Origin of the sequence: Leclercia barmai, from assembly GCF_049312895.1 — a bacterium.
Lineage (GTDB): Bacteria > Pseudomonadota > Gammaproteobacteria > Enterobacterales > Enterobacteriaceae > Enterobacter > Enterobacter barmai.
Genome location: NZ_JBMNWZ010000001.1, coordinates 1,577,367 through 1,601,858 on the forward strand (window position 1 = coordinate 1,577,367; position 24,492 = coordinate 1,601,858).

A 24,492-nucleotide genomic window follows, 5' to 3' on the forward strand; every position below is an offset into this window, starting at 1 on the left:
ACATTCACGGCTGTTATAACGCACAACGGAGTTCCCATGCGCGCATCCTCGCTCACCTTTCCCACCGTCCTGTCCGGCTTTGTCGCCGTGCTGGTGGGCTACGCCAGTTCCGCCGCCATTATCTGGCAGGCCGCCGCTGCCGCAGGTGCAACGGCACCGCAGATAGCAGGCTGGATGACCGCATTAGGGCTTGGTATGGGCATCAGCACCCTGGGGCTGTCGTGGTGGTATAAAGCCCCGGTGCTGACCGCCTGGTCGACGCCGGGTGCCGCCCTGCTGGCGACCAGCCTGCAGGGGGTGAGCCTGTCGGAAACTATCGGCATCTTTATCTTCGCCAATGCGTTAATCCTGATTTGCGGCGTCAGCGGCCTGTTCGCCCGGCTGATGAAGATCATCCCCCACTCGCTGGCGGCGGCGATGCTCGCCGGGGTGCTGCTGCGTTTTGGTTTGCAGGCCTTCAGTAACCTGGAGGGGCATCTACTGCTGTGCGGCAGCATGCTGCTGGCTTGGCTACTGACTAAAGCCTTTGCCCCGCGCTATGCCATTGTCGCCACCCTGCTGGTGGGCGGTGCGGTGGCGGCCCTGAACGGTGACGTTGTCACCGACAGGCTCACCTTCGCCGTGGTGATGCCAGAATTTATTGCCCCAACCTTTAATCTGACCACGCTTATCAGCATCGGTCTGCCCTTCTTCCTGGTGACCATGGCTTCGCAGAATGCGCCCGGGTTCGCCACCATGAAAGCCTCCGGCTATCCGGTGGCCGTCTCGCCGCTGATTATCGTCACCGGCGGGCTGGCGCTGCTGCTGTCGCCGTTCGGCGTGTACTCCATCTGCATCGCGGCCATCACCGCCGCCATCTGTCAGAGCCCGGACGCGCACCCGGATGCCAGCAAGCGCTGGCTGGCCGCAGCGGCGGCAGGCGTGTTTTATCTGCTGGCGGGGATTTTCGGCGGCTCGATTAGCGGGCTGATGGCGGCCCTGCCGTTAAGCTGGATCCAGACCCTGGCGGGCCTGGCGCTGCTGGGCACTATCGGCGGCAGTCTGCACCAGGCGCTGCACAATGAAGCCGAGCGCGATGCGGCTATCGTGACCTTTCTGCTCACCGCCAGCGGGGCAACGCTTGCAGGAATTGGTTCGGCGTTCTGGGGATTAGTGGCGGGCGGCGTCTGCTACGCCCTGCTGTTACGCACTCGCCGCGCGTAGCTGGGACGGCGTAAGCCCTGTCGCGGCGCGAAAGCGGTTGCTGAAATGGCTGGCGGAGCTGAACCCGCAGGCCAGCGCAATATCGGTAAGCGGCTGACGGGTGCTGCGCACCAGGGTTTTGGCCTTCTCCATCCGCCGCTGCATCACATACTGGTGCGGGGCCATCTGCATCGACTGACGGAACATGCGGGCAAAGTGAAACTCACTCAGGCTCGCCTGCGCCGCCAGATCCGCCAGGGTCAGCGGCTGGGCCAGATTCTCTTCGATAAACGCCAGCACGTTGCGCAGCACGAACGGCGACAGCCCGCCGGTAACGGTCGGCAACGTCCACTGAACGTTGCTGTAGTGCTGCACCAGATGGGTCAGGAGCAGCGTCGAGGCGGTGCTCAGCGTCAGCTGATTGGCAGACTGCTGCCAGTCGCAGCCAAGGATAAAATGACGGTACAGGGCGGTAATGCTGGCGTCATCGCCAAACAGATTTTCGTCGAGGGTAAAACTGTACGGGCTTTTGTCCCATACCTGCTCCCCCACGTTGCGCAGGTGATCGTCGGTACAGTAGAGATGCACAAATGACAGATCGTCGCGAATATCCCAAGTGGACTCGCTCTCTTTCGGCATCAGACAAAAACGATCCGGCCCGCCGCCGTTTTTCCAGCCTGCGGTGGTTTTGTGATAGCTCTCGTAACCGTCGGCGATATAAAGGCTCAGCGTGTGGTGATCGCAATATTGCGTAATGGTGTCACGTTTATTTGACCATGCCGCCAGCTGGATCCCTGAATTCAGCGCCACGGCATTATGTAATACCGCTTTATGCTTGCGCAGATTTTCAAAGGCACCGTAGGTCTCAGCCATAACCACTCACACACTGTTAATAAGAATTAACAAGTCTAAAAAGATCTGCCCTTCAGTGCCAGTCCTCTTCTGCCTGCGTCAGGAAAAAAGCGCAAGAATATGCAAGTCCGCCGCAAGTCCGTGAAAGAAGGCATGAGCCTCTGTCGCCATACTGAGCGCAGACTTTGCTGAGAAGAGAAATAAGATGAACGCATTTTTGTACGCGCTGGTTGTTGTTATCTGGGGAACCACCTGGATTGCCATTTTCCTGCAACAGGGGCCGGTCCCCGCGCCGGTCTCTATTTTCTGGCGCTTTGCCGTCGCCACCGCCACCATTATGACGGTGCTGCTGATCCTGCGACGCCTGCGCCCGCTTGCCTTACGTGACCACCTGTTTTGCGGCCTGCAGGGGTGCTGCGTCTTCTGCTTTAACTTCTGGTGTTTTTACACCGCCGCGGCCTATATCAATACCGGACTGGAGTCGGTGATTTTCTCAATGGCGGTGCTGTATAACGCCCTGAACAGCTTCCTCTTTTTTGGTCAGCGCCCGCCTGCCCGCTTTTATCTGGCGGCGGCGCTTGGGCTGCTCGGCATTATTACCCTGTTCTGGAACGACCTGCTGGCCAGCGGCTGGAGCGCCGGTCTGCTGTTCGGGATTGCTCTGTCGGCGCTGGGCACCTACGGTTTCTCGCTCGGGAATATGATCAGCCTGCGCCACCAGCGCAAGGGGCTGGAAACTATGACCACCAACGCCTGGGCGATGCTGTACGGCACCCTGGTGATGGGGGCGATTGCGCTGATCCGCGGGGATGACTTTACGCCGGTCTGGTCGGTGAGCTATATGGGCGCGCTGCTCTATCTGGCGCTGTTTGGCTCGGTGATCGCCTTTGGCGCGTACTTCACGCTGGTCGGAAGGATTGGCGCGGGCAAGGCTGCATACAGCACGTTGCTCTTTCCGCTGGTGGCGCTCTCATTTTCGACGATGTACGAGGGATATGTCTGGCACAGCAACGGGATAGCGGGGTTACTGCTGATTTTAACGGGGAATCTGGTGATGTTTGCCCGACCGGAGAACTGGTTCAGACGTATGCGGACGGCATAAAAAAACGGCCTGCGCAATGCAGGCCGTTTTTGTGTTATTGGGTTTTATGCACATCAAACATGGTGGCATCGGTCGCCATGTCATCCACAACCTGTTTCAGGGTCGCGAAGGTCATCGGCGTGCTTTCGTTATTCAGCTCTTTACCTTCACCCTTACGCACTACTTTCATGACCGGTTTGTTGGTCTTAGCGTCAATCAACTCGCCTTCAAAGTAGAGGTGGGTATCCATGGTACGGTGACCCGTTGCCATCTGCGTACCGGCAACGACCAGCGCAACAGGGACAACTTCATAGAACTGCAGGCCTTCTTTCTGCGAGCTAACACCGGTAATAGCACCACGGAAGATCAGGCTACGTGGGCCCGGCGTCGCCACGATTGGCTTACGCTGGCCAATCGCGTTTTTCATTTTATCGTTGGTGTAGTTCAACAGTTCATCCAGCGTACGCTGACCGATCTGGGTGGTTGGCTTCGGCGCCGGATAATAGGTGATGTGGTTCCAGACAATGCTGTCGTAATTCGCTTCGTTATATGACGGATCAACCCAGCGAAGCGTCGGTTTACCCGTTGCTGACGTGGTTGATTTCAAACCGGAGTAATCTTTTAAAAAGCCTGAATATTGATCGGGCTCTGCCACTTTTGACGCACAACCCGCCAGCAGCAACAGGCCGGAAAGCGCGGCAACTTTAAATAAAGTATTAGTACGCATGGGTGTATCCCTGTGAAGTGCAAATATGCAATTGAAGTTATAGCAAATGTTTGCTGAAAAAAAAGTGACAAAAAATGAGGGAGGCAGCATAAATAAGAAAAAGACTGCCCGTAACCATTACGGGCAGCGTTAAATGATTATTTTATATCCACTTGCCAGAATAAATGCTTACCGAACGGGTCAATTTCGTAGCCTGTGACTTCTTTGCGTACAGGCTCAAAAATAGTTGAGTGCGCAATCATTACCGCCGGCATTTGATCGTGCATCATTTGCTGCGCCTGTTTATATAGCGCGACGCGTTTATCGTGATCGGTAATAGATTTAGCCTCGGCAATAATTTTATCAAAAGGTTGATAACACCATTTTGCGGAATTAGAACCGCCGTTGGCTGAGGTGCAGGTAAAGAGCGGACCAAAGAAGTTATCCGGATCGCCCGTTGCCGTGGTCCAGCCCATCAGCGCCGCCTGGTGTTCGCCCCCCTTCACGCGCTTGAGGTATTCTCCCCACTCGTAGGTGACGACTTTGGTCTGCACGCCAATTTTCGCCCAGTCGGCCTGAATCATCTCGGCCATGCGTTTGGCATTCGGGTTGTACGGACGCTGCACCGGCATTGCCCACAGGTCAATGGTCATCCCGTTGGCAAAACCGGCCTCTTTCAGCAGGGCTTTGGCTTTTTCAGGATCGTAATCGTAGTCTTTCAGCTCGCTGTCGGCACTCCACACGCCCGGCGGCAGCAGATTTTTCGCCGCCGTACCGGTGCCCTGGAATACCGCCTCAATGATGGCCGGTTTATTGATGGCCATCGCCAGCGCCTGGCGCACTTTGACGTTATCCAGCGGCGGTTTCTGGGTGTTAAATGACAGGAAGCCGGTATTCAGCCCCGCCTTGCTCATCAGATTAAGATCTTTGTTCGCCTTCATCCGCGGCAGATCGGCGGGGTTCGGGAACGGCATCACCTGGCACTCGTTTTTCTCAAGTTTGGCGAAGCGCACCGACGCATCCGGGACGATGGTAAACACCAGACGATCCAGCTTCGCCTTGCCCTGCCAGTACTCCGGGAACGCCGTGAACAGAATGCGCGAGTCTTTCTGGTATTTCGCAAGCTTAAACGGCCCGGTGCCAATCGGCTCCATATCCACCTTCTCTGGCGTGCCGGCTTTGAGCATCGCGTCCGCATACTCGGCGGAAAGGATCGACGCAAAGTACCAGGCCAGATCGGGGACAAACGGCGCTTCCGGGTGCGCCAGGGTGAAGCGCACCGTGTGTTCGTCCACTTTATCGATGGCGGTGATCAGCTTGCCGAATTCCAGGCTTTCGAAATTCGAGTAGTTGCCGTTAGAGACGTTGTGATACGGATGCTTAGGGTCTTTCTGCCGCATGAAGGAGAAAATCACATCATCGGCATTAAAGTCGCGCGTCGGGGTGAAGAGCTTGTTGCTCTGGAACTTCACCCCTTTGCGCAGATGGAAGGTATAGACCTTGCCGTCCTCGCTCACGTCCCAGCTTTCGGCCAGGCTCGGCACCAGATCGGTGGTGCCCGGGGTAAAATCCACCAGCCGGTTGTACACCGGCACCGCGCTGGCATCCACGCTGGTGCCAGAAGTATAGAGCTGCGGGTTAAAGTTCTCCGGCGATCCTTCGGAACAATAGACCAGCGTTTTAGCGGCAACGGTGGAACTGACCGTCAGTGCAGCTACGGTTAGCGCCAGTTTTGTGAGGTTGCTTTTCATCGCGTTTTCCTGTCTTTTAATTTGACGGCTAATGAATTTTTGTCGTGCCGAACCATAAATATCATTAAAGTGATTTTGCAAACACCTGATAACTCAAATAAAGAAGGATCCACCATGGCTTCTGCGCTCGCCAGACAATTAACCCAACGCTTCTTTCGCTACCTGGCCGTCACCAGCCAGAGCGATCCGAAGGTCAAAACTCTGCCCTCCACACCCGGCCAGCACGAGATGGCGCGGATGCTGGCGGCAGAGCTGCAAACGCTGGGCTTGTCGGATATCGTCATTGACGAATTTGCCACCGTTACCGCGGTGAAAAAGGGGAATGTGCCGGGCGCGCCGCGGATCGGTTTTATCACCCATATCGATACCGTCGACGTGGGATTGTCACCGGACATTAATCCGCAGATCCTGACATTTACAGGCGATGATCTCTGTCTCAACGCCGAAAAAGAGATCTGGCTGAAGGTCAGCGAGCACCCGGAAATTCTGGCCTACCCCAATGAAGAGATCATCTTCAGCGACGGCACCAGCGTGCTGGGCGCCGACAACAAATCGGCGGTGACCGTGGTGATGACGGTGCTGGAAAACCTCACCGCTGGGCACAAACATGGCGATATCGTGGTGGCTTTTGTGCCGGATGAAGAGATTGGCCTGTGCGGGGCGAAGGCGCTGGATCTGAAGCGTTTTGACGTCGATTTCGCCTGGACCATCGACTGCTGCGAGCTCGGGGAGATCGTCTATGAAAACTTCAACGCGGCGGCGGCGGAAATTCGCTTTACCGGCGTGACGGCGCATCCAATGTCGGCCAAAGGCGTCTTAGTGAACCCGCTTCTGATGGCGATGGATTACATCAACCACTTCGATCGCCTGCAAACGCCGGAGCACACCGATGGCCGCGAAGGCTATATCTGGTTTAACGGCATTCAGGCCGGGCAAAACGAGGCGCTGCTGAAGGCGAGCATTCGTGATTTTGATCGCGACAGTTTCGCCGCGCGCAAAGCGCAGATTGGCGACGTGGCAGAGAAGATCGCCGCCCAGCACCCAACGGCTAAGGTGAGCTGGCACATCGAAGATACTTACAGCAACATCAGCAACGCGGTGGGCGAAGATCGCCGGGCAATCGACCTGATGTTTGAGGCGATGGAAAGTTTAGGCATCACGCCAAAACCGACCCCGATGCGCGGCGGCACCGACGGCGCAGCGCTGTCGGCGAAAGGGCTGTTAACCCCGAACTTCTTCACCGGAGCCCACAACTTCCACTCGAAGTTTGAGTTTTTACCGTTGAAGTCGTTTGAGGCGTCGTATAACACCGCGCTGCAGATTTGCCTGCTGGCGGCGCGTTAAGCCGGGTGGCGGCTGCGCCTTACCCGGCCTACAACGGCACTCACCCGTAGGCCCGTGCAAGCCTAGCGCCGCCGGGCAATGCCCGTTAAGCCGGTTTACGCGCCAGAAGCGTGGCAAAACGCAGCTTGATGCGGTTTCCCTGGGCGTCGGTGCGGTGCAGCTCGCCGACGTCCTCGTTATATTTCAGCTGCTCCCAGCCCGCATAGTATTGGCTCAGTTCGCCGGTTTTAAACGCAAACGGGAAGCCCACGTTGCACGGATAATCTTCGGTATCCATTGCCGCCACAATCAGGTTATAGCCGCCGGGTTTGGTGCAGCGCTGCATATTGTCGATAAGGCCCGGAATAGTTTCTGACTGCAGGAACATCAGCACCACGGTGGAGAGAATAAAATCGTATTCACCGTCGAAGCGCAGGCTGTTGAGATCCTGAATCGCCGTCTGCAGGTTAGTGATGCCCTCTTTCGCCTTGATGCTCTCGATATTCTCGATGCTCATCGGGTTCTTATCCCACGCGGTCACGTCGTAGCCGTTGGCCGCCAGGTAGAGGCTGTTACGTCCGTTGCCACAGCCGAGATCCAGCGTTTTGCCCGGCTTAACAATCCCGGCGCTGTACAGCACTTCTGAGTGGGTGCGGGTCAGGCCATATTTTTCGGTGAAGTAGTTCTCATCAAACACAGTCATTCTTTTTCCTCAGCTTGCATAAGCGTTGCTTTGTCTGCACGAACCAACAGTTTTCCCTGCATCAACAGGATAAAGGTTCGCACCAGTAATAGCGCAATGATGGCATTGGTAAAAATAAACAGCGGGATGGCGATGGCGTGGAAGAATCCGGACGGGCTGCTCTGCCCCAGATGTAGACCGGTGGTGGCCAGCGCCGACACGCCGAACGAAAAGCTCCAGAACGACGCATTAAACGGCTGCACCAGATACCAGGGCATCAGCCGCAGAGTAAACAGCAGCTGCAGCAGGCCGTATCCGAACAGCATTTTGGCGAAGGTATCCGCTTCTCCACCGTTCACGCTGAACCAGGCGCTACAGGCCACCAGCGCCGGTGCCAGCTGAATACCGAGGGATGAACGCATCGGCGCAGGCAGTTCCCCCGCGCTGCGCAAGCGCTGCAAAATCACCGGTTCAAGGCTCAGCCAGGAGAAGACTCCCGCGCCGAGAAACACCAGCCCGGCATCGTGAAAACCCAACGCGCCGCAGGCCATGGCGCTGATAAAGTTGTTCGCCACCGTCGGCAGATAGAGACCCGGCGTCGTCGCCTCCTCCGGATGTTTGCCGCGCCACAGCCCGGCGGACTGCCACGCCGCATAGCTCAGTTGAACCACTACGCCCACGCTAAACAGGCACAGCGCCAGCGGGCGATACCAGGGCACAAAGCCAATCGCCACCAGCATCGTGGTGGCCGGAAACAGGCTGACAAAACTGCTCATCACCGGATGGCGCATCTCCGCCAGCACGCTGCCCGGGAAACGCACCAGACGGGTGATAAACGCCACGGTTAACAGCAGCCAGATAACCATTGCCAGCGATACCAGGATCTCGCCCGGCCAGTGCGATACCGGCCAGATCGTGCTGGCGTAACGCCAGGCAAAGCCCATACCGATGGTCCCCAGCACCATGCCGTAGTAGCCAGCGGGCAAATTCAGAACGCGTTCAGTGGATTGAGTCTTATACATTTATTTTAAGGTATAAAATATATTTGAAATGCTAGTTTAAAGCGTTTCATTTGCGTATGCCACTCTTTCGATCAACGTAAACTTTGCTACGTTTAGTGAAGAGGACAACGGCGGGCACAGTGATGAATAAATATCGACTCAGCGATGAGAGCCGTCTGCACCACTGGCAGGACGGCGAGACCAGAACAGCGGTAAAAGTGCGTCAGATTATCGCCGCGCGGGATTTTAGCGATGTAAAAAGCGGCACGCGGGGCGGTTGGGTTGATGACGAATCGGCCTTGTCACACGAGCACGACTGCTGGATCTATGACGAGAACAGCGTGGTCTTTGCCGGAGCCCGGGTGAGCGGCAATGCGCGTATCACCCAGCCCTGCGTCATCAGCCATCAGGCATCAGTGGGCGATAACGTCTGGGTGGATGGCGCGCAGATCAGCCACGGCGCACGAATAAGTGACAACGTCACTATTCAGTCGTCAGTGGTGCGCGGGGAGTGCCACCTTTTCGACAATGCCCGGGTGCTGCACAACAGCATGGTGATTGCCGCCAAAGGCCTCACCCCGGACCATGAACAGATCCTGCGTATTTTCGGTGAGGCCACGGTCAGCCAGTCGCGGGTGGTGCATCAGGCGCAGATCTACGGTAACGCCATCGTCAGTTACGCCTTTGTCGAGCATCGCGCCGAAGTGTTCGAGAACGCGCTAATCGAAGGCAACGAGGTGAATAACGTCTGGGTGTGCGACTGCGCCAAAGTGTACGGCAACGCGCGCCTGCTCGCCGGGCTGGAGGACGATGCTATCCCCACCCTGCGTTACAGCTCCCAGGTGGCGGAAAATGCGCTGGTTGAGGGCAACTGCGTCATCAAACACCATGTCCTGATTGGCGGTGAGGCCTGGCTCCGCGGCGGGCCGATCCTGATTGATGACAAAGTGGTGATCCAGGGTCGGGCACGCATTCAGGGTGAAGTGCTGATCGAACATCATATTGAAATTACAGATGATGCAGTGATCGAAGCCTCTGACGGGGAGATGATTCACCTGCGCGGTGCGAAGGTGATTAACGGCGCGCAGCGCATTATGCGCACGCCGCTGCTCGGGGCATTATGAAGCGCTGATACGGGCGTAGATGTTCTGGTCGTCATAATTCCCGTTGAGGAACTCGGCCTCTTTCAGGCACCCCTCCAGCACAAAGCCGTTGCGCTGCGCCACCTGATTGCTGGCGGCGTTGTCGACGCGGCACTTGATGACGAAGCGGCGGATCTCCCCACGCGAGGCGTAGTAGTCAATAAACGCCTCCAGCGCGCGGGACAAAATCCCCTGCCCCTGATGCTTTTCATCCAGCCAGTAGCCGATATAGCCGGTCTTATTCAGCGGCTCGATGGCGTTAAACGACAGCACCCCCACCAGCGCGTTATCGTTAAAGATCAGGAACATTTTGGCGTAACCGCGCTGGTGCAGCATCTGGTTGCTCAGGATGTTCTGGCGGGTATCAGCTTCAGTGCCGACAAACTGCGGCCAGTTGAGGAAGTCCTGCAGATATGCCCGGTTTTTAACCACCAGATTGTGCAGTTCGGTAGTGTAACGTTCGTCGGCGGCGCGAAGTTCGATATGCGCGGTGACGGGGATAATTTCTTCTTCGTTAGTGGTGTTCATCAGTCAGCCTTTGTAGGCCGGGTAAGGCGTAGCCGCCACCCGGCGTGAACACGGACCCTGCGGTCTGCAATGCCGGGCGGCGCGTGCGCTTGCCCGGCCTACGGTTTATCGCATTACGCGGTCATCAACGTACTGGCGTTTATCCGGCGCAGGCGGGAAGTAGTGATACAGCCAGGTCTCGCTAATTGCTTCACCCTGGCAGCGCAGGAACATACGCATATCCACCGTATCGGTCGAATCGCTGGTCGGATACCAGTCAAACAGAATGCGGTATCCGTCGAACGGCTCCACGTACAAAATTTCAATCTGCTTCGCTTCGCCGCTGGAGAGGGTGATCACCGGCTCGATCCCTTTCGGGGCGGCCGCTTTCAGATCGCCGCCAACGAAATCAACCGCGAAACGGCGCGCCCAGACTTTCGGGTAGTTCTCGCCCGGGGCCCAGCCTTCCGGGAAGCCGCCCATGCCGGTACGGGTAGCCATCACGTTTGCCAGCGGGGAACGCACCGGCGGCTTAGCGCTCCAGTAGAGACGGTACTGGAAGTCCAGCTTGTCGCCCGCCTTCACCGGTTTTTCCGGCTGCCAGAAGCAGACCACGTTATCCAGCGTTTCACCGGTGGTTGGGATCTCCATCAGGCTCACGGTGCCTTTACCCCACTGGTTACGCGGCTCAACCCACAGGCTTGGACGCTTGTTGTACCAGCCCATAATGTCCTGATAGTGCGAGAAGTCGCGATCGAGCTGTAACAGACCAAAACCTTTCGGGTTTTTGTCTGTATAGGCGTTGAACTGCAGCTTTTGCGGGTTATTCAGCGGACGGCAAATCCACTCCCCGTTGCCGCGCCACATCGCCAGACGGTCGGAGTCGTGGATCTGCGGGTGAATGGTGTCGCACATGCGGCGTTCGTTGTTGCCGCAGGCGAACATGCTGGTCATCGGCGAGATCCCCAGCTGCTGGATGTCCTTGCGGGCATACAGGTGGTTTTCGACGTCCATGATCACCTGGGTCTTCTCGCAGTGGATCACGAACTTATAGGCACCGGTGATGCTCGGGCTGTCGAGCAGGGTGTAGACCGTGAAGGTGGTCGCGCCCGGTTTCACGGTTTCAAACCAGAACGAGGTGAAGTCCGGGAACTCTTCGGTGCTGTCGGCGTAGGTGTTCAGCGCCAGGCCGCGGGCGGAGAGCCCGTACTGGTAGGTGTCGTCCACCGCGCGGAAGTAGCTGGCGCCGAGGAACGAGACAATATCGCGACGCGCCAGCTCCGGGGATTTAAAGGCGCGGAAACCGGCAAAACCTAAATCGCTCTGGCCTTCCAGCTGCTTCGTATCAACGCCCGCGTCGTGGTAGTTGAACAGCTCAGGGCGGAAGTGGATCTCGCGCGCCTGGGAGGTCTGGTTGTCCAGCGAGAACATGCGCACCCGACGGCGGAAGCCCATCCCGACGTGGAAGAACTGCACGTCAAGCTGGCGGTTTTCGATGTTGTTCCACAGCGACTGCTTTGCGTCGTACTGGATGCTGTTGTAAGCCTGCGGCGTCAGCGTTGCCAGGGTTTCAGGCAGCGGACGCGGCGCACCGCCCCACGGTGTTTGCGCCAGGTCGTGCGCCATGGATTGCAGCACAGAAAAGTCGAAACGGCGGCTCGACCCGTCCGCGATATCCGATTCAGCCGCATGGGCTGCCTGGGAAAAGAGGGCGGAAAGTCCGGAGGTCCCGCTCACTGCGGCTACGGCCAGAGAGCCTTTTAAAAAACGTCTGCGATTCATGCCTGGAAAAACGTCCTTATGGTCGTGGGTAGTGGGTTTCGCTTACGGCGAAACAACGGCAAGAAAGAACATCATTAAAGGGGCACAGCCTAAACAAAAACGGTTAAGAATCCAATTATTGACAGGCGAGAATATGAACAAAGCGTGAAAGATTTTTCTGTCGAGGGGAATTGCCTGAAACGCGGGTAAAGAAAAGTATATACCCTAAATAATTCGAGTTGCATGAAGGCGGCGACGCAGCGAATCCCCAGGAGCTTACTAAAGTAAGTGACTGGGGTGAGCGAGGAAAGCCAACGCACAGGCAACTTGAAGTATGACGGGTATAAAAAAGCCCCTGCCGGACATCAACGCCAGGGGCTAAACGATCAGATTATTGCTATTTTACGCTGACATCGATGCCCGGGAAGTACTTCTTCGCCAGCTTGTCGATGGTGCCGTCAGCGCGGACTTTATCAATCGCAGCATCAAGCTGTTTTTTCGTGGCCTCATCGCCTTTACGCAGGCCATAGCCGATCCCGCTGCCGAGAATGGTGTCATCCGACACCGGCTTGCCGATAAAGCCGAAGCCCTTGCCCTGCGGCTTGCTCAGGAAGCCAGCCTGCCCGGCGGCGGACATCACCAGCGAGGCGTCGATACGGCCATTGAGCAGATCGCCCCAGGCCATGTTCTGATCTTTATACGACACCACGGTGACACCCTGCTTCTCCCAGTGCTCTTTGGCGTAGGTTTCCTGAATGGAGCCCTGCAACACGCCAATGGTTTTACCCTTCAGCCCTTCCGGCGTGGCGTCAACCACGCTGCCGGTCTTGCCCACCAGCTGGGACGGGATCCGGTAGATCGGCTGGGTAAAGTCGATGCTCTGGCGACGCTGCTCAGTGATGTTCATCGCCGAGTTGATGGCGTCGAATTTCTTCGCTACCAGCCCCGGGATCAGCGCGTCGAACGAGGTTTCGACCCAGCTGCATTTCAGCGACGCCGCCGCGCAAATCGCGTTGCCCAGCTCAATATCAAACCCTTCCAGCTCACCGGAAGAGTTGCGGCTCTCAAAGGGCGGATACTCTGCTTCAACGCCATAACGTAATTCGGTTGCGGCAAAAGAGGAAAACGAACACAGCAACCCCAGGCCGACAACGAAGGCTTTTAATTTCATGACTGAACTCCTTAGCGTGGTTTTACCCGACACAGGGCCTGCGCACCTGCCCGTAATGTCGCCTCATCTTTCGCAAAAGAGAGACGGATTAATTTGTTATCTGTCCCGTCGGTATAGAACGCCGAAAGCGGGATTGTGGCAACACCGTAGTCAACAATCAGCCGCTTCACCAGTTCGCTGTCGCGTTCATCGCTGAAATGGCTGTAATCCGCCAGCAGGAAGAACGAACCTGCGCTCGGCAGCAGGCGGAACGGGGAATCGGCCAGCAGGTTGACCAGCAGATCGCGTTTGCGCTGGTAAAACGACGCCAGCGACAGCCAGGTTTGCGGATCGGCCATATGTTCGGCAAACGCGTACTGCATAGGAGTATCGGCAGAGAACATCAAAAACTGATGGATTTTGCAGATCTCATCCATCAGCTGCGCCGGGGCGACGCAGTAGCCGACGCGCCAGCCGGTAACGTGGTAGGTTTTACCAAACGACGAGACGATGACGCTGCGCTCAGCCAGCCCCGGAAGGGTCGCCATGCCGTGATGCGGTACATCGTCGAACACCACGTGCTCGTACACTTCGTCAGAGAGAATAATAATGTCGGTGTTGCGGGTGATCGCCGCGAGCTGTTCCAGATCGTCGGCCGAGAAGACCTGTCCGCTCGGGTTATGCGGCGTGTTGACGATGATCATCCGGGTGCGCGAGGTGATGGCGGCGCGCACTTCATCCCAGTTCACCGCGAAATCCGGCACCGTCAGCTTGATGGCGATCGGCGTTGCGCCCTGCAAACGCACAATCGGCGCGTAGCTGTCGAACGATGGTTCAAAGTAGATCACTTCGTCGCCGGGATGCACCAGGCCGCTGATGGCCGAGTAGAGCCCTTCGCTGGCGCTGGCGGTAACAAGTACCTCGCTGGCCGGATCGTACTGCGTGCCGTACAGCGAGGCGATTTTATCAGCGATGCGCTCCTTTAGCGGCGTCAGCCCGGTCATCGACGCGTACTGGTTGTGGCCCGCCTGCATGGCGCGGTGGACGCCGGCTACCAGCGCGGGGTCGCAGTCGAAGTTCGGCGCGCCCTGTGAAAGGTTGATGGCATTGTGCTCAGCGGAGAGCTGACCGATAACGGTAAAAATGGTGGTGCCAACGTCCGGCAGTTTGGAACGGGTTTGTATCGGAGTGCGCAGCGTCATCTTAAATCCCCCTGGTGGATAGTGCATAACTATTCAACCTGAAGGCTATTGTGGCGACAATCGAATTGTTGTCATAATAGCCATGACAAAAAATCATACCTGGAGGTTCTGTGTCGCATCGCGCGTTCCCGCTTACTGCCGTTGAGGCGTTTATTGTTACCGCCCGGCACCTGAATCTGACCCATGCGGCAAAAGAGCTGTGCCTGACCCAGGGGGCCGTGAGCCGCAAGATCGCCGCCCTTGAAGGCTGGTTCGGTTTTCCGCTGTTTGAGCGCCACGCCCGCGGGCTGCGCCTCTCCTCCCAGGGCAGCGCCCTGCTGCCGGATCTGCGCGCCTCGTATGAACAGGTTCTGACGGTGGCGGACCAGGCCCGGGCGCAGCAAACCGTGGTGCGCCTGAAAGTGCCCACCTGCGCCATGCGCTGGCTGGTGCCGCGACTGCTGCAGGTGGAGCGCGAGCAGCCCGAGTTGCAGATTGCGCTCACCACCACCAACGATCACAGCGTGAATTTCAAAACCGAATCCTACGACGCGGCCATTGTTTTTGGCACCCACCTGAGCGCGGGAGATCTGCTGTTCGAGGAGGCCTTAACCCCGGTGATCAGCCCGTTACGCCAGGGCTCAGCGGTGGAGTCATTGACCTTTTTGCATCCGACGCGGGATAAAACCGACTGGTCGCTGTGGCTGGAAAAACAGGCCGTGCAGTCGCCTGTCATGCACAAAAATCAACACTTCGACACCATGGATCTGGCGATCACCGCCGCCATCCAGGGGCTCGGCGTGGCGATAGCCGACGAGACGCTGGTGGCCGAAGATATCCGCGCCGGGCGGCTGGTGCGGCCTTACGCCAGCAGTATCAAAACCGGCGCCAGCTACCGGCTGGTGCTGCGGGAGTCTCGCGGCAAAGCGGCGGGGCTGGCCGCCTTTCGCGAATGCCTGCTTAATCCAGGCTGACGTGGTGCTTCATTACCCGTTTGAACAGCGCCATACGGGCGCGCATAAATCGATTTTCAAGCTTAAAACCCGCATGTTTATTCACTCCAATGCGTAGCAGCACGTCCCGCCCGTGGTGACAGGCAGGCCAGCGCGTCGGGCCATTCAGCGTGTCGCACTGCCGGCTGGCATGGCGGGCGAAGTTGACCCAGTAATCGGCGACCTGAGCGGAAAACGCCAGGTCGTTGGCATTCACATACTGTCGGGCGGGCTCGGCTAGGGTGAGCGTATCAAACACGTAAGGCACCTCGTTGCCATGCCACGCCCCGTTGGCGTAGGTGGCGTGCTCGGCTTCAGCCACATAGTCAAACCAGTAGCGCCAGCACGGCTCCCCTACCCGCCGCTGGGCCTGCATCACCACAAACCCCAAGGTGGTGAAGGCCATATCGCGGCACACCTGACGCCCCAGCTCGGCATCGTCTTTGATGCCGGGATAGAGCAGCTTAATTAATCCTAACCCCAGCCGCCGCTCCCGGCGCAGCTTCTGGATCTGCCCGGCAAGATCGACGCCAAACACCGCCATCACGCTCGCCTCATCGCTGTTCGAGCCAACCATGATCGGCACAGGATGCTGGCGCGCGGCAAAAAAGACCTCCAGCATCGGCTCCGGCAGTACGCAATCTCCGACTATCGGGGCCGGGCCCACGTTGAGGGGTGCCGTCAGCGGCCAGAGCGCCTCGGCCGGGATCGCCCGCAGCTGCTCAGCGGTGGCATCCTCAAGACCAAAATGGGCCGCCAGCGCCTCGCCCTTGCTGAGTGCCTGCTCCCGGGGCGTATCCGGCAGGGTGTAGCCGCTCTGGATTATCGCCTTATGGAACAGTCCCTTAGCCAGCGGCGAAGCCAGTAACGACAGCACGCTGCGCGCCCCGGCAGACTCGCCAAACAGGGTGACGTTGTCCGGGTCGCCGCCAAAGCGGGCGATGTTGTCCCGCACCCACTCCAGGGCGGCCATCTGATCGAGCAGAGCAAAATTATGCACCACCCGCTCCTCTTCCCCCGCCAGCGCCGGATGGGCAAAAAAGCCCAGATGGCCGAGCCGGTAGTTGAGGGTGACGATCACCGCCCCGCGCTGCGCCAGCGCTTTGCCGTCGTAGGGCGGCAGCCCGCCTGCGCCAATGGTAAAGCCCCCGCCGTGCAGCCAGACCATCACCGGCAGCGGCGCGGAGCGCTCCACCGGCGACCAGACGTTCAGGTAGAGGCAATCCTCCGAGAAGCGGCCCGGATCGCCCCCGCCCAGCTGCTGACAGTACTCACTGCTCTGCCAGCTCGACGGCGAAAAGGCGGTGGTTTGACGCACGCCCTGCCAGCTTGCCACCGGCTGCGGCGAACGCCAGCGTAACGCGCCCACCGGCGCTGCAGCATAGGGAATGGCGCGCCAGACCTGCACATCGCCCTCGGTTATGCCGCTAATATCGCCGTTGCGCGTGGTCACTATCGGGGAAGAGACGTTGTCCATATCGATCTTCAGTTGATGTCACATCCCCGCAGAGTACCGTTTTCAGAGCAAACCGCAACGTCGCTTGCTGCGCTCTTCCGCCTCCTGGTAGAGGGTGAACTCGTCCAGCACCGGGCAACCCAGCGCTTCTTCAAAGGCATCGCGGCTGGCGTTGCCGTGGCTGCGGGCCTGGGTTTCGTTGCCAAGATTCGACTGGAAGATCCCCGCGGCGCTCACCGGGAGGAAATCCTCATAGGTGATGGGCTGAGCGACCACCCAGCCACGCTCGATCAGCGGCTGCGGATCGTCGCCGGGGCCAAAGGCCTGGCGGTGCGCCTCTCCGGCGGGCGTCAGGCGATAGCGGAACCACGCCAGCCCCTGACGGCGCAGGAAGATATAGCTGTCGGGAAATGCCTGGAAGACCTCCTGCAGGTGCAGCTGATGGGTCAGGTTATCCTTACCGGTACCGGCCTCCGCCAGCAGACGATCGTAGAGGTCGCGCCCTTTCGGGGTTAACGCCACCCCGCGCTGCTCAATCTCGCCGAAGCGCGCGGTATGGGTGCCCCGCTGCTCTCCCGCAAACAGCACCGGCTCCTCCAGCGCCTTGAAGCTGGTCTGGCGCAGCAGCAGAGGCGTCTCCCGGCGCGGCGGCCCTTCGATCAGCATCTTCGGTTCAATACCGTATTCGGGCATTAACGCCTGCACCCGGTCGATATCCAGCGTGCGCGGCGTCAGGTGGTTGATGTGGCAGCCTGGGAAGCAGACCACGTCGGCAATCAACCGGTGTTCATTGTGCAGCGCCTGGTAGGTGTCGTGATCCACCGTGGCGTGGCGATGCCAGCGGAAGGTCTCCAGCGCTTCCTTAACAAACTCTTCGGCCTGCGCCGGGGTAAACGCCCCTTCCGCCTCGTACAGGTCGATCAGTTCCAGGCAGCGGGGGGTGAAGATGTTGCGTCGGGCGAGGATCTCCGCCGCTTTCTCGCGCAGGGGCAGGTTGTCGATCAGATCGAGGCGCAGCAGCGAGGTAAAAATACGAAACGGGTTGCGGCACAGCGCGGCGTCATCAACCGGACGAAACGCGGTTGAGTGGACCGGCACCCCGGCCTGGGAGAGATCGTAATAGCTGACCGGGAACATCCCCATAATGGCGAACATGCGTCGCAGGGTTGCCAGTTCCAGGGCCGTACCGACACGGATCGCCCCGTGGCGTTCGAGGTTGAGGCGAGCGAGTTCATCCGCGTTGGCCAGTTGTTCGTGCAGCTTCGGGTTGTTTTCCAGGACTGCCAGATTCACATCCGCTACCAGCTCCAGCAAGGTTCCGTACTGCGGAACTTCCTGCTGGTACATCGCCGACATAGCCTGCGAAAAGTTTTCCCGAATATCATCAGCCGTGATGGTGTTCGCCATGATGTCATGCCTCCAGTGAATATTACCTGGAGTGTAGAGAAGGCCATTGCGCCTGTTTGGAAGAATTTACGAATTGTGATCTGGATGGAGAGGCGCGCGTTTCCTGAACTACCACGAATTTAAGCGGTTCAGGCCCCGGGCAACTATTTCAACCCCTTTCCAAAAAATGCTTGTTACTCAATTAGATTGAATGTTAATAATATTTTGCTAGCAGGTTATCAAAATTAAACAACTTCACTTGTCACGCGTAACGCTCTGTTTTTAACATCGCCTATGGAAAAAAATGGTTTGTTTAGTCAGCGCATTCGTTTGCGCCATCTGCATACTTTTGTGGCCGTCGCTCAACAGGGAACACTGGGACGCGCGGCTGAAACCCTTAACCTGAGCCAGCCTGCGCTTTCAAAAACGCTGAACGAGCTGGAGCAGCTCACCGGCACGCGCCTGTTCGAACGTGGACGCCTGGGCGCGCAGCTCACCCTGGTGGGCGAGCAGTTCCTGACCCACGCGGTCAAAGTCCTCGATGCCCTGAATACTGCGGGCCAGTCCCTGACCCGGCGCAACGATGCGCCGGGCGACGTGGTGCGCATTGGCGCGCTGCCGACCGCGGCGCTGGGCATTCTTCCGGCGGTCATCGGCCAGTTCCATAAACAGCAGCGCAACATAACGCTGCAGGTCGCCACCATGAATAACACCATGCTGCTCGCGGGGCTGAAGTCCGGCGAGCTGGACCTGGGCATGGGAAGAATGTCCGATCCGGAGCTGATGAGCGGCCTGAACTATGAGCTCCTTTTTCTGGAATCTCTCAAGCTGGTGGTGCGTCCGCGTCATCCTATCCTCAATGATACCGTGACCCTAAGCCGGGTGATGGAGTGGCCGGTGGTGGTGTCGCCGAAAGGCACCGTGCCGCGCCAGACGGCGGAAACCCTTCTCCAGACCCAGGGCTGCAAACTGCCGTCGGGCTGTATTGAGACCCTTTCGGCCTCGCTGTCGCGCCAGCTGACGGTGGATTTTGACTATGTCTGGTTCGTCCCGTCCGGGGCGGTGAAAGAGGATCTGCGCCAGGGCACGCTGGTGGCATTGCCGGTCACCACTCCCGGCCCCGGCGAACCTATTGGGGTTTTAACCCGCGTTGACGCCCCGCTCTCCGCCGCCACCCAGACGCTGCTCAGCGCGATACGTAAATCCATGCCGGTGTGATCACACTTCCCTCCAGCCCGTCTTGATGACGGGCTTTTTGTTTCCATTACTCAAATAATGCGAAATCATTCATTAACAATTGCACTAAACAATTTAACAGATTTATCATACCCGCCGAATTCACCAAATGGTTCATTCAAACAACACAGCGGTGACTTCTTTGGCGCTACATTGGCGTCATGTTCGACTTTTTCATCAAGGATCTTCTCTTCTGTTACCCATTTGGTTCAGGGTTGAGTCTGCCCTGTCCAGTGAAGACAAGATTATTCAGGAGACAGAAATGGCTATAGGTAATTCGCTACGTGGGTTCCCCAGGATCCTGCAGTGGCTGCTGGTCGGTCTGATGGCGCTCATCGGACTGGCCGTCGGTGGACTGGGCTTTAAGCTTGCCACCGTCGGGGGAAGCTGGTACTTCCTGATCATGGGCGTGGTGATGCTTGTCGCCGCGTTTATTATTGCGCGCGGTCGCACAGGCGGCATCATTCTGTATGCGGTGGCGTTTATCGCCTCGCTGATCTGGGCCGTGAGCGATGCGGGCTGGGATTTCTGGCCGCTCTTCTCGCGCCTGTTCACCTTCGCGGTGCTGGCGTTCCTGTCCGCCCTCGTCTGGCCTTTCCTGCGCGGTGCGGATCGTCCGGTCAACAAAGCCCCGGCCTTTGGCATTGCCGCCGTGCTGGCGGTTGCGATGCTGGTGAGCTTCGGCTGGATGTTCAAGCCGCAGACCCTGGTCAGCGCCAGCGAGCCGGTGCCGGTTAAGCCGGTGGCGGAAGGCCAGCAGCAGAAGAACTGGGAGCACTGGGGTAACACCACCCACGGCGACCGCTTTGCGGCGCTGGACCAGATTAACAAGCAGAACGTCAACGATCTGAAGGTGGCCTGGGTTGCCCACACCGGCGACATCCCGCAGAGCAACGGCTCCGGCGCGGAAGATCAGAACACCCCGCTGCAGATTGGCGATACGCTCTTTGTCTGTACCCCATACAGCAAGGTGCTGGCGCTGGACGTCGACTCCGGTAAAGAGAAGTGGCGCTATGATTCCAAAGCCACTGCGCCAAACTGGCAGCGCTGCCGTGGTCTGGGCTATTTTGAAGACACCACCAGCGTGACAACGTCACCGACAGAGACGCAGCCCGCCGCCTGTGCGCGCCGTCTGTTCCTGCCGACGACCGATGCCCGTCTGATCGCCCTTAACGCCGACAACGGCAAGGTCTGCGAAGACTTTGGCGATCATGGCGTGGTTGACCTCAGCGTCGGCATGGGTGAAGTGAAGCCTGGCTACTATCAGCAAACCTCCACCCCGCTGGTGGCGGGCAACGTGGTGGTTGTGGGCGGACGCGTGGCGGATAACTTCTCTACCGGCGAGCCTCCGGGCGTGGTGCGTGCCTTTGACGTGCATACCGGGAAACTGGCCTGGGCCTGGGATCCGGGCAATCCGAACATCACCGGGCTGCCGCCGGAAGGCCAGACCTACACCCGCGGGACGCCGAACGTCTGGTCAGCCATGTCCTATGACGCGAAGCTGAACCTGATTTACCTCCCGACCGGTAACGCCACCCCGGACTTCTGGGCCGGCGAGCGTACTGAACTGGATGATAAATACAGCTCTTCGATTGTGGCGGTGGATGCCACGACCGGACAGGTGCGCTGGCATTTCCAGACCACCCACCACGACCTGTGGGACTTTGACCTGCCGTCGCAGCCGCTGCTGTACGATCTGCCGGACGGTAAAGGCGGCTCCACGCCGGTACTGGTGCAGACCAGCAAGCAGGGTATGATCTTCATGCTCAACCGCGAAACCGGCCAGCCAGTGGCGAAGGTGGAAGAGCGTCCGGTGCCTGCCGGTAACGTCGAAGGCGAGCGTTATTCCCCTACCCAGCCGTACTCTGTCGGCATGCCGATGATCGGCAACCAGACCCTGACCGAATCGGACATGTGGGGTGCCACCCCGGTTGACCTGCTGCTGTGCCGCATCCAGTTTAAAGAGATGCGTCATCAGGGCGTCTTTACCCCGCCGGGTCTGGATCGCTCCCTGCAGTTCCCGGGCTCGCTTGGCGGGATGAACTGGGGCAGCGTGTCGGTTGACCCGAACAACAGCCTGATGTTTGTGAACGACATGCGTCTGGGGCTGGCGAACTACATGGTGCCGCGCGCAAATGTTGCTAAAAACGCCAGCGGGATTGAGATGGGGATCGTGCCGATGGACGGTACGCCGTTTGGCGCCATGCGCGAACGCTTCCTGTCTCCGCTGGGCATTCCGTGCCAGAAACCGCCGTTCGGTACTATGTCTGCGGTGGATCTGAAGTCCGGCAAGCTGGTGTGGCAGGTGCCGGTGGGTACCGTGGAAGATACCGGCCCGCTGGGGATCCGCATGCATATGCCAATCCCGATCGGTATGCCGACCCTGGGCGCGTCGCTCTCCACCCAGTCCGGCCTGCTGTTCTTCGCCGGGACTCAGGATTTCTACTTGCGCGCGTTTGATACCGCGAACGGGAAAGAGATCTGGAAAGACCGTCTGCCGGTGGGCAGCCAGTCCGGCCCGATGACCTACGTGTCGCCGAAAACCGGCAAGCAGTACATCATCATCAACGCCGGCGGTGCGCGTCAGTCTCCGGATCGCGGGGATTACATCATCGCCTACGCGTTGCCTGATAAGAAGTAAGCGCGTTAGCGTCAAGCCGGCCCTCAGGTGGCCGGCTTTTTTTTGCTTACGGCTTCGCGGTGAGTGAGTTTTCGATCCAGGTCGCCGTTGTGCCGTTCTGATAACTGACCACCAGGTTCTGATGGACCCCGGCTGGCCAGCAGCTGCGCATTACCGCGCGTTTGGTTTCATCGAAGAAAGGTTTATCCCCTGCCGCTTCGTAGTCCGCTGCGCGGCCGTTCAGCTTGACGTTAAACGACACCGTCACCCGGCCGGAATATTTCTGCGCCGCGGCCTGCTCAGGATAGCGCGGCTGCACCCGGTAGACGTCGCCGTCGCAGTCCACCTGCCCGTTATCCGCGGTCGACGAACTGCCGCCCACCGGAAAGGAGAGCCCGACGCCCACCCCGCTGTTGCCCCCGCCGCCGCCAATCCCTATTCCGCCAATGCCCACGCTGCCGCCCGATGCACATCCGGCCAGCAACCATGTGACGCAAATCACCTGCGTAAACTGTTTCATTGCCTTTTCCTCTTCAGCCCTTACAACCAGCATAGCGGGGAATAAAAAAGGGTTCATGTCGAAACATGAACCCTTTTTTTGCCCGGCGGCGCTTCGCTTGCACGGGCCTACATGCTGTGCCGAACCCGTAGGCCCGGTAAGGCGCAGCCGCCACCGGGCAAATCACGCATCAGACCCGTAGGCCCGGTAAGGCGCAGCCGCCACCGGGCAGGATACGCGTGGGGATCAGAAGGTTTCCCAATTATCGCCATCGGCGACGGCCGGGCGCAGCGGTGCGGCTGGCGCTGCTGGTGCGGCCTGAACGCTGCTGCGGGCCGGGTTCATACCCTGCAGGCGGAAGGTGCCTACCGCTTCGGTCAGACGCGCAGCCTGATCTTCCAGTGAGGCTGCTGCCGCAGAAGCTTCTTCCACCAGCGAGGCGTTCTGCTGGGTCACTTTATCCATCTCCGAGATGGCCTGGCTGACCTGCACAATACCGCGGCTCTGCTCGTCGGAGGCGGCAGCGATCTCCAGCATGATATCGGTGACGCGTTTAACCGCTTCGACGATCTCGTTCATGGTGTTCCCTGCGGCAACCACTTCGCCGGAGCCCTGGTCGATAAGGGAGACCGATTCGCTGATCAGCCCCTCAATCTCTTTCGCGGCGTTGGCGCTGCGGCTGGCCAGAGTGCGGACTTCGCTGGCGACCACGGCAAACCCGCGCCCCTGCTCACCGGCTCGGGCGGCTTCCACCGCGGCGTTGAGCGCCAGGATATTGGTCTGGAAGGCGATACTGTTGATGACCGCGGTGATCTCAGAGATTTTCTTCGAGCTGCTGGAGATGTTGCCCATGGTTTTCACCACCCCGGAGACCATCTGGCCGCCGCGGCTGGCTTTGCCGGAGGCATCTTCCGCCAGCTTGCTGGCGTGGTGCGCGTTATCGGCGTTCTGCTTCACGGTGGCGGTCAGCTGTTCCATGCTGGCGGCGGTCTGTTCAATGGCCGCAGCCTGCTGCTCGGTACGTGATGAGAGGTCGGTGTTACCGGCGGAGATTTCGCTGGTGCCGCGATAGATCTCTTCCGCGCCCTGGCGCACGGTGCCCACGGTATTCACCAGCGAACGCTGCATGGTTTGCAGATCGTGGGTCAGACGGCCAATCTCGCTGCGCCCGGTCAGGTCTTCGGCCAGGGTCAGGTCGCCCTTCGCGATGTGCGCAATACGGTTCGCGGCGCGTTGCAGCGGGTTAATCACCGTGCGACGCAGCACGATAAAGGTGATCACCGTCAGCACCAGCGCCAGACCAAAGGCGCCAACCATAAACATCAGCCCCAGCTGGGTGCGGGTATGTGCCTGCTCGGTGAGCATATTGGCGCGATCGGTACGGATCTTAATCGCCTTCAGCAACACCTCGTTATAGGCGTCATCCAGCGGACGCGCCGATTCATTTTCATGGTTGATGATGGCTTCGAACATGCCGTTCTTGGCATATTTCAGCATCGGCTGCATGCCGTCGATATAAGCCTGGTAATTCGTTTTCAGTTCGCCGTCCAGCGCTTCGTCCGCCGGGGTGCGAACGCCACGGTTCATGTAAATGGCGAAGCTGTCCTGCGACTGTTTGATGCGCTGTTCGGCTTCGGCGATGTTCTTTTTCATCGCGTCCATTTCGGCGATACGGCTGGCCGCACCCGCGTGGATCATATTGATACGCGCTGTGCGCAGATGGTTTGAACTGTTTGATAACCCGGTACGCACCTGAATTTCAGACGTCACATCCTGCTGGTCTTTGTCCGCCTGCAGTAAAAAATAGCCTGCCAGCCCGGCGCTCAGGGCAAACAGCACAATAATACCACCCAAAATCGAGGAGATAAGCGGGAGCAGCCTGATGTGGTGCAGGAAGCCCAGCTTATGTTGCGCCCGAACTGTTGTTGTTTTGTCCATAGCCGTTGACTCTCTCATAGGTAAGATGCGTGGAAACACGCCTGTA

Annotated in this window: 20 protein-coding genes; 7 read left to right on the plus strand and 13 right to left on the minus strand. The window is 58.7% G+C overall.

Features of this window, described 5'->3' with window-relative positions:
• Positions 1 to 15: 15 nt before the first annotated feature.
• Complete coding sequence (locus ACOYA6_RS07500) at positions 16 to 1,203, plus strand: benzoate/H(+) symporter BenE family transporter (RefSeq protein WP_255296768.1); 1,188 nt, start codon at positions 16 to 18, stop codon at positions 1,201 to 1,203.
• On the opposite strand, the gene ACOYA6_RS07505 is transcribed toward ACOYA6_RS07500, so the two are convergent.
• Entirely contained in the window at positions 1,183 to 2,055 is an 873-nt protein-coding gene (locus ACOYA6_RS07505; protein WP_422654409.1) for an AraC family transcriptional regulator, read from the minus strand. The genes ACOYA6_RS07500 and ACOYA6_RS07505 overlap by 21 nt on opposite strands.
• Positions 2,056 to 2,239: 184 nt before the next feature.
• Between ACOYA6_RS07505 and ACOYA6_RS07510 the strand changes: the two genes are divergently transcribed.
• Positions 2,240 to 3,136, plus strand: a complete 897-nt coding sequence (locus tag ACOYA6_RS07510; protein WP_422654410.1) for a DMT family transporter — start codon at positions 2,240 to 2,242, stop codon at positions 3,134 to 3,136.
• Positions 3,137 to 3,170: 34 nt separating this feature from the next.
• Here ACOYA6_RS07510 and ACOYA6_RS07515 read toward each other — a convergent pair whose 3' ends face one another.
• Positions 3,171 to 3,842: a DUF3313 domain-containing protein gene (locus tag ACOYA6_RS07515; protein WP_422654411.1), complete on the minus strand. Its 672-nt coding sequence runs from the start codon at positions 3,840 to 3,842 to the stop codon at positions 3,171 to 3,173.
• 137 nt (positions 3,843 to 3,979) lie between these two features.
• A complete protein-coding gene (locus ACOYA6_RS07520) occupies positions 3,980 to 5,572 on the minus strand; it encodes an ABC transporter substrate-binding protein (RefSeq protein ID WP_039028640.1) in 1,593 nt (530 codons plus the stop codon).
• Between the two features lie 114 nt (positions 5,573 to 5,686).
• On the opposite strand from ACOYA6_RS07520, the gene pepT reads away from it, so the two are divergent.
• Positions 5,687 to 6,916, plus strand: coding sequence for a peptidase T (gene pepT, locus ACOYA6_RS07525; RefSeq protein ID WP_422654412.1), 1,230 nt, complete (start codon positions 5,687 to 5,689; stop codon positions 6,914 to 6,916).
• A gap of 85 nt (positions 6,917 to 7,001) precedes the next feature.
• Here pepT and tehB read toward each other — a convergent pair whose 3' ends face one another.
• The gene (gene tehB, locus ACOYA6_RS07530) at positions 7,002 to 7,598 is read right to left on the minus strand and encodes a tellurite resistance methyltransferase TehB (RefSeq protein WP_139565192.1); all 597 of its coding nucleotides are present in this window, start codon (positions 7,596 to 7,598) and stop codon (positions 7,002 to 7,004) included.
• Entirely contained in the window at positions 7,595 to 8,599 is a 1,005-nt protein-coding gene (gene tehA / locus ACOYA6_RS07535) for a dicarboxylate transporter/tellurite-resistance protein TehA (protein WP_422654413.1), read from the minus strand. Before tehA ends, tehB begins: the two co-directional genes overlap by 4 nt.
• A 122-nt stretch (positions 8,600 to 8,721) precedes the next feature.
• On the opposite strand from tehA, the gene ydcK reads away from it, so the two are divergent.
• The gene (gene ydcK / locus ACOYA6_RS07540) at positions 8,722 to 9,702 is read left to right on the plus strand and encodes a YdcK family protein (protein ID WP_422654414.1); all 981 of its coding nucleotides are present in this window, start codon (positions 8,722 to 8,724) and stop codon (positions 9,700 to 9,702) included.
• Here ydcK and rimL read toward each other — a convergent pair.
• The 4 genes from rimL to ACOYA6_RS07560 form a co-directional block, all read right to left on the minus strand.
• Complete coding sequence (gene rimL, locus ACOYA6_RS07545) at positions 9,697 to 10,248, minus strand: 50S ribosomal protein L7/L12-serine acetyltransferase (RefSeq protein WP_422654415.1); 552 nt, start codon at positions 10,246 to 10,248, stop codon at positions 9,697 to 9,699. The two genes, ydcK and rimL, sit on opposite strands and share 6 nt — an antisense overlap.
• Positions 10,249 to 10,353: 105 nt before the next feature.
• Complete coding sequence (locus tag ACOYA6_RS07550) at positions 10,354 to 12,009, minus strand: glucan biosynthesis protein D (protein WP_039028634.1); 1,656 nt, start codon at positions 12,007 to 12,009, stop codon at positions 10,354 to 10,356.
• A gap of 376 nt (positions 12,010 to 12,385) precedes the next feature.
• Positions 12,386 to 13,159, minus strand: coding sequence for an ABC transporter substrate-binding protein (locus tag ACOYA6_RS07555; RefSeq protein ID WP_138369062.1), 774 nt, complete (start codon positions 13,157 to 13,159; stop codon positions 12,386 to 12,388).
• Between the two features lie 11 nt (positions 13,160 to 13,170).
• Positions 13,171 to 14,340: a pyridoxal phosphate-dependent aminotransferase gene (locus tag ACOYA6_RS07560; RefSeq protein WP_422654416.1), complete on the minus strand. Its 1,170-nt coding sequence runs from the start codon at positions 14,338 to 14,340 to the stop codon at positions 13,171 to 13,173.
• Between the two features lie 110 nt (positions 14,341 to 14,450).
• Here ACOYA6_RS07560 and ACOYA6_RS07565 point away from each other — a divergent pair, with 110 nt between their 5' ends.
• Entirely contained in the window at positions 14,451 to 15,293 is an 843-nt protein-coding gene (locus tag ACOYA6_RS07565) for a LysR family transcriptional regulator (protein WP_039028632.1), read from the plus strand.
• Here ACOYA6_RS07565 and ACOYA6_RS07570 read toward each other — a convergent pair.
• The gene (locus ACOYA6_RS07570) at positions 15,280 to 16,788 is read right to left on the minus strand and encodes a carboxylesterase/lipase family protein (RefSeq protein ID WP_422654417.1); all 1,509 of its coding nucleotides are present in this window, start codon (positions 16,786 to 16,788) and stop codon (positions 15,280 to 15,282) included. The two genes, ACOYA6_RS07565 and ACOYA6_RS07570, sit on opposite strands and share 14 nt — an antisense overlap.
• A gap of 42 nt (positions 16,789 to 16,830) precedes the next feature.
• Complete coding sequence (gene hglS / locus ACOYA6_RS07575; RefSeq protein WP_422654418.1) at positions 16,831 to 18,174, minus strand: 2-oxoadipate dioxygenase/decarboxylase HglS; 1,344 nt, start codon at positions 18,172 to 18,174, stop codon at positions 16,831 to 16,833.
• 273 nt (positions 18,175 to 18,447) lie between these two features.
• Here hglS and ACOYA6_RS07580 point away from each other — a divergent pair, with 273 nt between their 5' ends.
• Positions 18,448 to 19,371, plus strand: a complete 924-nt coding sequence (locus tag ACOYA6_RS07580; protein WP_039028629.1) for a LysR substrate-binding domain-containing protein — start codon at positions 18,448 to 18,450, stop codon at positions 19,369 to 19,371.
• A gap of 280 nt (positions 19,372 to 19,651) precedes the next feature.
• Positions 19,652 to 22,030 carry a glucose/quinate/shikimate family membrane-bound PQQ-dependent dehydrogenase gene (locus tag ACOYA6_RS07585; protein ID WP_422654419.1) on the plus strand — a complete coding sequence of 793 codons (2,379 nt, stop codon included), beginning with the start codon at positions 19,652 to 19,654 and terminating at the stop codon, positions 22,028 to 22,030.
• A gap of 46 nt (positions 22,031 to 22,076) precedes the next feature.
• On the opposite strand, the gene ACOYA6_RS07590 is transcribed toward ACOYA6_RS07585, so the two are convergent.
• Positions 22,077 to 22,529, minus strand: a complete 453-nt coding sequence (locus ACOYA6_RS07590) for an energy transducer TonB (protein WP_422654420.1) — start codon at positions 22,527 to 22,529, stop codon at positions 22,077 to 22,079.
• A gap of 225 nt (positions 22,530 to 22,754) precedes the next feature.
• Entirely contained in the window at positions 22,755 to 24,446 is a 1,692-nt protein-coding gene (locus ACOYA6_RS07595) for a methyl-accepting chemotaxis protein (RefSeq protein ID WP_422654421.1), read from the minus strand.
• Between the last annotated feature and the right edge of the window lie 46 nt (positions 24,447 to 24,492).